At 67.2% G+C, this 9,084-nt stretch carries 19 protein-coding genes; all 19 read left to right on the forward strand.

Annotated features, from left to right (window positions below; genetic code table 11):
• The first annotated feature begins 6 nt into the window (after window positions 1-6).
• Window positions 7-657, forward strand: coding sequence for a 50S ribosomal protein L4 (rplD, locus tag ABZ945_RS02190; protein ID WP_248632510.1), 651 nt, complete (start codon window positions 7-9; stop codon window positions 655-657).
• Window positions 657-977 carry a 50S ribosomal protein L23 gene (rplW, locus tag ABZ945_RS02195; protein WP_361262438.1) on the forward strand — a complete coding sequence of 107 codons (321 nt, stop codon included), beginning with the start codon at window positions 657-659 and terminating at the stop codon, window positions 975-977. Before rplD ends, rplW begins: the two co-directional genes overlap by 1 nt.
• A 39-nt stretch (window positions 978-1,016) precedes the next feature.
• A complete protein-coding gene (rplB, locus tag ABZ945_RS02200) occupies window positions 1,017-1,853 on the forward strand; it encodes a 50S ribosomal protein L2 (RefSeq protein WP_105868299.1) in 837 nt (278 codons plus the stop codon).
• 12 nt (window positions 1,854-1,865) lie between these two features.
• Window positions 1,866-2,147 carry a 30S ribosomal protein S19 gene (rpsS, locus tag ABZ945_RS02205; RefSeq protein ID WP_005481224.1) on the forward strand — a complete coding sequence of 94 codons (282 nt, stop codon included), beginning with the start codon at window positions 1,866-1,868 and terminating at the stop codon, window positions 2,145-2,147.
• 49 nt (window positions 2,148-2,196) lie between these two features.
• Window positions 2,197-2,544: a 50S ribosomal protein L22 gene (rplV, locus tag ABZ945_RS02210; RefSeq protein WP_248632508.1), complete on the forward strand. Its 348-nt coding sequence runs from the start codon at window positions 2,197-2,199 to the stop codon at window positions 2,542-2,544.
• A complete protein-coding gene (rpsC, locus tag ABZ945_RS02215; RefSeq protein WP_361262443.1) occupies window positions 2,544-3,374 on the forward strand; it encodes a 30S ribosomal protein S3 in 831 nt (276 codons plus the stop codon). The genes rplV and rpsC overlap by 1 nt, the downstream gene beginning before the upstream one ends.
• Before the next feature lie 5 nt (window positions 3,375-3,379).
• Window positions 3,380-3,799, forward strand: a complete 420-nt coding sequence (rplP, locus tag ABZ945_RS02220) for a 50S ribosomal protein L16 (protein ID WP_248632506.1) — start codon at window positions 3,380-3,382, stop codon at window positions 3,797-3,799.
• A complete protein-coding gene (rpmC, locus tag ABZ945_RS02225; RefSeq protein WP_105868302.1) occupies window positions 3,799-4,023 on the forward strand; it encodes a 50S ribosomal protein L29 in 225 nt (74 codons plus the stop codon). The genes rplP and rpmC overlap by 1 nt, the downstream gene beginning before the upstream one ends.
• Window positions 4,023-4,316 (forward strand): 30S ribosomal protein S17, encoded by a 294-nt coding sequence (gene rpsQ / locus ABZ945_RS02230; RefSeq protein ID WP_105868303.1) that lies wholly within the window; start codon window positions 4,023-4,025, stop codon window positions 4,314-4,316. Before rpmC ends, rpsQ begins: the two co-directional genes overlap by 1 nt.
• A 141-nt stretch (window positions 4,317-4,457) precedes the next feature.
• Complete coding sequence (gene rplN / locus ABZ945_RS02235) at window positions 4,458-4,826, forward strand: 50S ribosomal protein L14 (RefSeq protein WP_003956455.1); 369 nt, start codon at window positions 4,458-4,460, stop codon at window positions 4,824-4,826.
• Between the two features lie 2 nt (window positions 4,827-4,828).
• Window positions 4,829-5,152, forward strand: coding sequence for a 50S ribosomal protein L24 (gene rplX / locus ABZ945_RS02240; protein WP_105868304.1), 324 nt, complete (start codon window positions 4,829-4,831; stop codon window positions 5,150-5,152).
• Window positions 5,152-5,709: a 50S ribosomal protein L5 gene (rplE, locus tag ABZ945_RS02245; RefSeq protein ID WP_361262449.1), complete on the forward strand. Its 558-nt coding sequence runs from the start codon at window positions 5,152-5,154 to the stop codon at window positions 5,707-5,709. The genes rplX and rplE overlap by 1 nt, the downstream gene beginning before the upstream one ends.
• A gap of 5 nt (window positions 5,710-5,714) precedes the next feature.
• Window positions 5,715-5,900 carry a type Z 30S ribosomal protein S14 gene (locus tag ABZ945_RS02250; RefSeq protein ID WP_003948630.1) on the forward strand — a complete coding sequence of 62 codons (186 nt, stop codon included), beginning with the start codon at window positions 5,715-5,717 and terminating at the stop codon, window positions 5,898-5,900.
• Between the two features lie 209 nt (window positions 5,901-6,109).
• Window positions 6,110-6,508 (forward strand): 30S ribosomal protein S8, encoded by a 399-nt coding sequence (rpsH, locus tag ABZ945_RS02255; RefSeq protein WP_006347222.1) that lies wholly within the window; start codon window positions 6,110-6,112, stop codon window positions 6,506-6,508.
• Window positions 6,509-6,529: 21 nt separating this feature from the next.
• Entirely contained in the window at window positions 6,530-7,069 is a 540-nt protein-coding gene (rplF, locus tag ABZ945_RS02260; protein ID WP_361262452.1) for a 50S ribosomal protein L6, read from the forward strand.
• Window positions 7,070-7,071: 2 nt separating this feature from the next.
• Window positions 7,072-7,455, forward strand: coding sequence for a 50S ribosomal protein L18 (rplR, locus tag ABZ945_RS02265; protein WP_361262454.1), 384 nt, complete (start codon window positions 7,072-7,074; stop codon window positions 7,453-7,455).
• Window positions 7,456-7,493: 38 nt separating this feature from the next.
• Entirely contained in the window at window positions 7,494-8,099 is a 606-nt protein-coding gene (rpsE, locus tag ABZ945_RS02270; RefSeq protein ID WP_005313527.1) for a 30S ribosomal protein S5, read from the forward strand.
• Window positions 8,099-8,281 carry a 50S ribosomal protein L30 gene (rpmD, locus tag ABZ945_RS02275; protein ID WP_105868308.1) on the forward strand — a complete coding sequence of 61 codons (183 nt, stop codon included), beginning with the start codon at window positions 8,099-8,101 and terminating at the stop codon, window positions 8,279-8,281. The genes rpsE and rpmD overlap by 1 nt, the downstream gene beginning before the upstream one ends.
• Window position 8,282: 1 nt before the next feature.
• Window positions 8,283-8,738, forward strand: coding sequence for a 50S ribosomal protein L15 (rplO, locus tag ABZ945_RS02280; RefSeq protein ID WP_248632503.1), 456 nt, complete (start codon window positions 8,283-8,285; stop codon window positions 8,736-8,738).
• Window positions 8,739-9,084: the final 346 nt, after the last annotated feature.

The following is a 9,084-nucleotide window of genomic DNA, read 5'->3' on the forward strand; positions in this document are numbered from 1 at the left end:
TAACCGATGAGCACCATTGACATCCTTTCGCCGGCGGGCGACAAGGCCGGGACCGTCGATCTCCCCGCGGAGATCTTCGACGCCAAGACCAGCGTTCCGCTGATCCACCAGGTCGTCGTCGCACAGCTGGCCGCTGCCCGCCAGGGCACGCACAAGACCAAGACCCGTGGCGAAGTCCGCGGCGGTGGCAAGAAGCCCTACCGCCAGAAGGGCACCGGCCGCGCCCGTCAGGGCTCGACCCGCGCCCCGCAGTTCGCCGGCGGTGGCGTCGTCCACGGCCCCGTGCCGCGTGACTACTCGCAGCGCACCCCGAAGAAGATGAAGGCCGCCGCCCTGCGCGGTGCCCTCTCGGACCGCGCGCGCCACTCCCGTATCCACGTCGTCACCGGCGTGGTCGACGGGGACGTGTCCACCAAGGCCGCCAAGACGCTGTTCGGCAAGATCTCGGAGCGCAAGAACCTGCTCCTGGTCGTCGAGCGCTCCGACGAGGCCGCGTGGCTGTCCGCCCGCAACCTGCCCCAGGTGCACATCCTGGAGCCGGGCCAGCTGAACACGTACGACGTGATCGTCTCCGACGACGTGGTCTTCACCAAGGCCGCCTTCGAGTCCTTCGTGTCTGGCCCCCAGACCGCTGAGACCGAAGGGAGCGACGCCTGATGAGCGAGGCCGTCGTCACCAGCAAGACCTTCTCGGACCCGCGTGACATTCTCGTCAAGCCGGTCGTCTCCGAGAAGAGCTACGCCCTGCTGGACGAGAACAAGTACACGTTCGTCGTGGACCCCCGCGCCAACAAGACCCAGATCAGGCAGGCCGTCGAGGCCATCTTCTCGGTCAAGGTCGTCGGCGTGAACACGATCAACCGCCAGGGCAAGCGCAAGCGCACCCGCACCGGTTTCGGTAAGCGCGCCAACACCAAGCGCGCCATCGTGACCCTTGCTGAGGGCAGCCGTATCGACATCTTCGGCCAGGCCTCCTAACGGAGCGCCCTGGTCCGAATATCGGACGAGGACTGAGAAATGGGTATCCGCAAGTACAAGCCGACGACCCCGGGCCGTCGTGGCTCCAGCGTCGCCGACTTTGTCGAGATCACGCGGTCCACGCCGGAGAAGTCGCTGGTCCGCCCCCTGCACAGCAAGGGCGGCCGTAACAACACCGGTCGTGTGACCGTCCGCCACCAGGGCGGTGGCCACAAGCGCGCCTACCGTGTCATCGACTTCCGTCGCCATGACAAGGACGGCGTGCCGGCGAAGGTCGCGCACATCGAGTACGACCCGAACCGCACCGCGCGCATCGCGCTCCTGCACTACGTGGACGGCGAGAAGCGCTACATCCTCGCCCCGCGTGGCCTGAGCCAGGGCGACCGGGTCGAGAACGGCCCCGGCGCCGACATCAAGCCCGGCAACAACCTGGCCCTGCGCAACATCCCGGTCGGTACCACGGTGCACGCGATCGAGCTCCGCCCCGGTGGCGGCGCCAAGTTCGCCCGCTCCGCCGGTGCCTCGGTGCAGCTGCTGGCCCGTGAGGGCGCCATGGCGACCCTCCGTATGCCGTCCGGCGAGATCCGCATGGTGGACGCGCGCTGCCGCGCCACCATCGGTGAGGTCGGCAACGCCGAGCAGTCGAACATCAACTGGGGCAAGGCCGGCCGCAAGCGCTGGCTGGGCGTTCGCCCGACCGTTCGCGGTGTGGCGATGAACCCGGTCGACCACCCGCACGGTGGTGGTGAGGGCAAGACCTCCGGTGGTCGCCACCCGGTCTCCCCGTGGGGTCAGAAGGAGGGTCGTACTCGTTCGCCGAAGAAGGCTTCGAACAAGTACATCGTCCGCCGCCGCAAGACGAACAAGAAGCGCTAGGAGCGGGTTTAGATGCCGCGCAGTCTCAAGAAGGGGCCCTTCGTCGACGACCACCTGATCAAGAAGGTGGACGTACAGAACGAAGCCGGCACCAAGAACGTCATCAAGACCTGGTCCCGTCGCTCGATGATCATTCCGGCCATGCTCGGCCACACGATCGCGGTGCACAACGGCAAGACCCACATCCCGGTGTTCGTCACCGAGTCGATGGTCGGCCACAAGCTCGGCGAGTTCTCGCCGACGCGCACCTTCCGGGGTCACGTCAAGGACGACCGGAAGTCGAAGCGCCGCTAACGCGGGGTGACAGACCATGACGAACGTGTCAGACACTGAAGGGACAACCATGGAAGCCAGGGCCCAGGCGCGGTACATCCGCGTCACGCCCATGAAGGCCCGCCGCGTGGTGGACCTCATCCGTGGCATGGACGCCACGGAGGCTCAGGCGGTCCTGCGTTTCGCCCCGCAGGCCGCGAGCGTGCCGGTCGGCAAGGTGCTGGACAGCGCCATCGCCAACGCCGCGCACAACTACGACCACTCGGACGCCGGCTCGCTGTTCATCAGCGAGGCGTACGTGGACGAGGGCCCGACCCTGAAGCGGTTCCGCCCGCGCGCCCAGGGCCGCGCCTACCGGATCCGTAAGCGGACCAGCCACATCACCGTGGTCGTCAGCAGCAAGGAAGGAACCCGGTAATGGGCCAGAAGGTTAACCCGCATGGGTTCCGGCTCGGCATCACCACCGACTTCAAGTCGCGGTGGTACGCCGACAAGCTGTACAAGGACTACGTCAAGGAAGACGTCGCCATCCGCCGGATGATGACGTCCGGCATGGAGCGCGCCGGCATCTCCAAGGTGGAGATCGAGCGCACCCGCGACCGCGTCCGCGTCGACATCCACACCGCCCGTCCGGGCATCGTGATCGGCCGCCGCGGCGCCGAGGCCGACCGCATCCGCGGCGACCTGGAGAAGCTGACCGGCAAGCAGGTCCAGCTGAACATCCTTGAGGTCAAGAACCCCGAGGTGGACGCTCAGCTGGTGGCCCAGGCCGTCGCCGAGCAGCTCTCCTCCCGCGTCTCCTTCCGCCGTGCCATGCGCAAGAGCATGCAGTCGGCGATGAAGGCGGGCGCCAAGGGCATCAAGATCCAGTGCGGTGGCCGCCTCGGCGGCGCCGAGATGTCCCGCTCGGAGTTCTACCGCGAGGGCCGTGTGCCGCTGCACACCCTGCGCGCGAACGTCGAGTACGGCTTCTTCGAGGCCAAGACCACCTTCGGTCGCATCGGCGTCAAGGTGTGGATCTACAAGGGCGACGTCAAGAACATCGCCGAGGTCCGCGCCGAGAACGCCGCCGCCCGCGCCGGCAACCGCCCGGCCCGTGGTGGCGCCGACCGCCCGGCCCGTGGTGGCCGCGGTGGCGAGCGTGGCGGCCGTGGCCGCAAGCCGCAGCAGAACACCGGTGCCGAGGCCCCCAAGGCCGAGGCGACCGCCGCTGCTCCGGCTGCTGAGAGCACTGGAACGGAGGCCTGACCGTCATGCTGATCCCCCGTAGGGTCAAGCACCGCAAGCAGCACCACCCCAAGCGCGATGGCATGGCCAAGGGTGGTACGCAGGTTGCGTTCGGCGAGTACGGCATCCAGGCCCTCACTCCGGCGTACGTGACCAACCGCCAGATCGAGGCGGCGCGTATCGCGATGACCCGCCACATCAAGCGTGGCGGCAAGGTCTGGATCAACATCTACCCGGACCGTCCCCTCACCAAGAAGCCGGCCGAGACCCGCATGGGTTCCGGTAAGGGTTCCCCGGAGTGGTGGATCGCGAACGTCAAGCCCGGACGCGTCATGTTCGAGCTGTCCTACCCGAACGAGAAGATCGCGCGCGAGGCTCTGACCCGTGCGGCTCACAAGCTGCCGATGAAGTGCAAGATCGTCAAGCGCGAGGCAGGTGAGCTGTGATGTCGACCGGTACCAAGGCGTCGGAGCTGCGCGAGCTGGGCAACGAGGAGCTCGTCAACAAGCTCCGCGAGGCCAAGGAAGAGCTGTTCAACCTCCGCTTCCAGGCGGCGACCGGCCAGCTTGAGAACCACGGTCGGCTCAAGTCCGTCCGTAAGGACATCGCCCGGATCTACACCCTGATGCGTGAGCGCGAGCTCGGCATCGAGACGGTGGAGAGCGCCTGATGAGCGAGAGCAACGTGACTGAGAACCCCGAGAAGACCGAGGCCCGCGGTTTCCGCAAGACCCGTGAGGGTCTGGTCGTCAGCGACAAGATGGACAAGACCGTCGTCGTCGCCGTCGAGGACCGCGTCAAGCACGCGCTGTACGGCAAGGTCATCCGCCGTACCAACAAGCTCAAGGCGCACGACGAGCAGAACGCCGCCGGCGTCGGCGACCGTGTCCTCCTCATGGAGACCCGGCCGCTGTCCGCCACCAAGCGGTGGCGCGTCGTCGAGATCCTCGAGAAGGCCAAGTAATTTTGCGGGCGCCCTCCTCGTGAGGGGAGGGCACCGCATCACCCCCGCCGGGGCGCACACGTCCCGGCACAGTTCCGCCAGGCTCGGGGTCCGTCGTACACCGACGGCCCCCGGGAACCGGCAGACGATCAGGAGATAGACGTGATCCAGCAGGAGTCGCGACTGCGGGTCGCCGACAACACTGGTGCCAAGGAGATCCTTTGCATCCGTGTTCTCGGTGGCTCGGGTCGCCGCTACGCGGGCATCGGTGACGTCATCGTCGCCACCGTCAAGGACGCGATCCCCGGTGGCAACGTGAAGAAGGGTGACGTCGTCAAGGCGGTCATCGTTCGCACCGTCAAGGAGCGCCGCCGCCAGGACGGCTCGTACATCCGCTTCGACGAGAACGCCGCCGTCATTCTGAAGAACGACGGCGACCCTCGCGGCACCCGTATCTTCGGCCCGGTGGGCCGTGAGCTGCGCGAGAAGAAGTTCATGAAGATCATCTCGCTCGCGCCGGAGGTGCTGTAAGCATGAAGATCAAGAAGGGCGACCTGGTCCAGGTCATCACCGGTAAGGACAAGGGCAAGCAGGGCAAGGTCATCGCGGCCTTCCCCCGCGAGGACCGCGTCCTGGTCGAGGGTGTCAACCGGGTCAAGAAGCACACCAAGGCCAACCAGCCGGGCCGCGCCTCGCAGGCCGGCGGCATCGTCACCACCGAGGCCCCGATCCACGTGAGCAACGTCCAGCTCGTCGTCGAGAAGGACGGCAACAAGGTCGTGACCCGGGTCGGCTACCGCTTCGACGACGAGGGCAACAAGATCCGCGTTGCCAAGCGGACGGGTGAGGACATCTGATGGCTACCACCACCACTCCGCGTCTCAAGACGAAGTACCGCGAGGAGATCGCGGGCAAGCTGCGTGACGAGTTCTCGTACGAGAACGTCATGCAGGTCCCCGGCCTCGTCAAGATCGTGGTCAACATGGGTGTGGGCGACGCCGCCCGCGACTCCAAGCTGATCGAGGGCGCCATCCGCGACCTCACCACGATCACCGGTCAGAAGCCGGCCGTCACCAAGGCCCGCAAGTCCATCGCGCAGTTCAAGCTGCGTGAGGGCCAGCCGATCGGTGCCCACGTCACGCTCCGTGGCGACCGCATGTGGGAGTTCCTGGACCGCACCCTGTCGCTCGCGCTCCCGCGCATCCGCGACTTCCGCGGCCTGTCCCCCAAGCAGTTCGACGGCCGTGGCAACTACACCTTCGGTCTCACGGAGCAGGTCATGTTCCACGAGATCGACCAGGACAAGATCGACCGCGTCCGGGGTATGGACATCACCGTGGTGACCACGGCGACCAACGACGACGAGGGCCGCGCCCTTCTCCGTCACCTCGGCTTCCCGTTCAAGGAGGCGTAAGCGAGATGGCGAAGAAGGCCCTTATCGCGAAGGCTGCTCGCAAGCCCAAGTTCGGTGTGCGTGGCTACACCCGCTGCCAGCGCTGCGGGCGTCCCCACTCCGTGTACCGCAAGTTCGGCCTGTGCCGCGTGTGCCTTCGTGAGATGGCTCACCGTGGCGAGCTGCCGGGCGTGACCAAGAGCTCCTGGTAATCCCCCACTTGGGGATTACCGGAGGCTCTCGGTAAGCATCTGGTCGGCAGGAGCCCGGCCCCGCGTGCCGTAGGCTGTTGGGGTTGGGCGCCTGCCGCCCATAAGACTTACTACGCCGTAGGTCCCCGCGCCGCACCCGTCCCGCCCATGAGTGGGGAGAGGGATGGCGCACATAGGAAACCCCGGCGAGAGAGGCCGAAGGCCAATTCATGACCATGACTGATCCGATCGCAGACATGCTCACGCGTCTGCGTAACGCGAACTCGGCGTACCACGACTCCGTGACGATGCCGCACAGCAAGATCAAGTCTCACATCGCGGAGATCCTCCAGCAGGAGGGCTTCATCACGGGCTGGAAGGTCGAGGACGCCGAGGTCGGCAAGAACCTCGTCCTGGAGCTCAAGTTCGGTCCGAACCGTGAGCGCTCCATCGCGGGCATCAAGCGGATCTCGAAGCCGGGCCTGCGGGTCTACGCGAAGTCCACCAACCTGCCGAAGGTCCTCGGCGGCCTGGGCGTGGCGATCATCTCCACGTCCCACGGTCTCCTGACCGGCCAGCAGGCGCAGAAGAAGGGCGTGGGTGGGGAAGTCCTCGCCTACGTCTGGTAGTCGGGAACGGAGGAAAAGCCAATGTCGCGTATCGGCAAGCTCCCCATCACGGTTCCCGCCGGCGTGGACGTCACCATCGATGGCCGCACGGTCCAGGTGAAGGGCCCCAAGGGCGCCCTGAGCCACACCGTCGCCGCTCCGATCGAGATCGCCAAGGGCGAGGACGGCGTGCTCAACGTCACCCGCCCCAACGATGAGCGTCAGAACAAGGCCCTGCACGGCCTGTCCCGCACGCTGGTGGCCAACATGATCACCGGTGTGACCACGGGGTACACGAAGGCGCTCGAAATCAGCGGTGTCGGTTACCGCGTCGCCGCGAAGGGCTCCAACCTGGAGTTCCAGCTCGGCTACAGCCACCCGATCCTGGTGGAGGCCCCCGAGGGCATCTCCTTCAAGGTCGAGTCGCCGACCAAGTTCTCGGTCGAGGGCATCGACAAGCAGAAGGTCGGCGAGGTCGCCGCGAACATCCGCAAGCTGCGCAAGCCCGACCCGTACAAGGCCAAGGGCGTCAAGTACGCCGGCGAGGTCATCCGCCGCAAGGTCGGAAAGGCTGGTAAGTAGCCATGGCATACGGCGTCAAGATCGCCAAGGGCAAGGCGTACAAGGGCGCGGCTCTCAAGCGTCGCCACATCCGTATCCGCAAGAAGATCGCCGGTACGGCGGAGCGTCCGCGCCTCGTCGTGACCCGGTCCAACCGCGGCATCACCGCTCAGGTGATCGACGACATCAAGGGTCACACCGTGGCGTCGGCGTCCACCCTGGACGCGTCCATCCGCGGCGGCGAGGGCGACAAGTCGGCGAAGGCGAAGCAGGTCGGCCAGCTCGTGGCCGAGCGTGCCAAGGCCGCCGGCGTCGAGGCTGTCGTGTTCGACCGTGGCGGCAACCAGTACGCCGGGCGCATCGCCGCCCTGGCGGACGCCGCCCGCGAAGCCGGCCTCAAGTTCTAGTCGGCCCGTAGCTAGCGGAAAAGAGAGAGGTAAATCCAATGGCTGGACCCCAGCGCCGCGGAAGCGGTGCCGGTGGCGGCGAGCGGCGGGACCGTAAGGGCCGTGACGGTGGCGCTGCCGCCGCCGAGAAGACCGCGTACGTCGAGCGTGTCGTCGCGATCAACCGTGTCGCCAAGGTTGTGAAGGGTGGTCGTCGCTTCAGCTTCACCGCGCTGGTCGTGGTGGGCGATGGTGACGGCACCGTCGGTGTCGGCTACGGCAAGGCCAAGGAGGTGCCGGCCGCCATCGCCAAGGGTGTGGAGGAGGCCAAGAAGCACTTCTTCAAGGTCCCCCGTATCCAGGGCACCATCCCGCACCCCATCCAGGGCGAGAAGGCCGCGGGCGTCGTCCTGCTCAAGCCGGCTTCCCCCGGTACCGGTGTGATCGCCGGTGGCCCGGTGCGCGCCGTGCTGGAGTGCGCGGGCGTGCACGACATCCTGTCGAAGTCGCTCGGCTCGGACAACGCGATCAACATCGTGCACGCGACCGTGGCGGCCCTCAAGGGCCTCCAGCGTCCCGAGGAGATCGCGGCCCGCCGCGGTCTGCCCCTGGAGGACGTGGCCCCCGCGGCCCTGCTGCGTGCGCGTGCCGGGGCTGGTGCGTAATGGCGCAGCTCCGGATCAAGCAGACCAAGTCGTACATCGGCAGCAAGCAGAACCACCGCGACACCCTTCGGAGCCTGGGCCTCAAGCGCCTCGGCGACGTGGTCGTCAAGGAGGACCGCCCCGAGTTCCGCGGCATGGTGCACACCGTCCGCCACCTCGTGACGGTTGAGGAGGTTGACTGACATGGCGGAGAACAACCCGCTGAAGGCCCACAACCTCCGTCCCGCCCCCGGCGCCAAGACCGCCAAGACCCGTGTGGGTCGTGGTGAGGCGTCGAAGGGTAAGACGGCCGGTCGTGGTACCAAGGGCACCAAGGCCCGCTACCAGGTTCCGGAGCGCTTCGAGGGTGGGCAGATGCCCCTCCACATGCGCCTCCCGAAGCTCAAGGGCTTCAAGAACCCGTTCCGCACCGAGTACCAGGTCGTGAACCTGGACAAGCTCGGCTCGCTCTACCCCGAGGGTGGCGAGGTCACGGTGGCCGATCTGGTCGCCAAGGGCGCGGTGCGCAAGAACAGCCTCGTCAAGGTCCTGGGCCAGGGCGAGATCTCCGTGGCGCTGACCGTGACGGTGGACGCCGTCTCGGGCTCCGCCAAGGAGAAGATCGCCGCCGCGGGCGGCAGCGTCACCGAGCTCGTCTGAGCCTCGCGGCCCCCGCGGCCGCGGTGACACACTCGTACGGCCCGGCCGGGCGCCCCTCAGGGGCCCCGGCCGGGCCGTCGGCATTCCCGCCCCGCCCGTCCGCCCGCATGTCTGTCCGGACCGTGCGAATCGTGGACGTGGTCACACATGTCGGTGAACGTCCCCCCGGGCCAGGGGCGGGTTTCGGACGGCGACCAGCCGTTCCCCCGCTGTTTCCCGGGTTGTGGGGCCCCGGCAGATGTTTCCCGGGCGCCACCGGGGCGGGTAGGGTGGCGACATTAATGTTTGGGCGGCACTGTGCTGGCACAGTGCCGCCTCGCCAGGTAACCGCTGATTATTCAAACCC

Origin of the sequence: Streptomyces sp. NPDC046887, assembly GCF_040644755.1 — a bacterium.
Classification (GTDB): Bacteria; Actinomycetota; Actinomycetes; order Streptomycetales; family Streptomycetaceae; genus Streptomyces; species Streptomyces lichenis.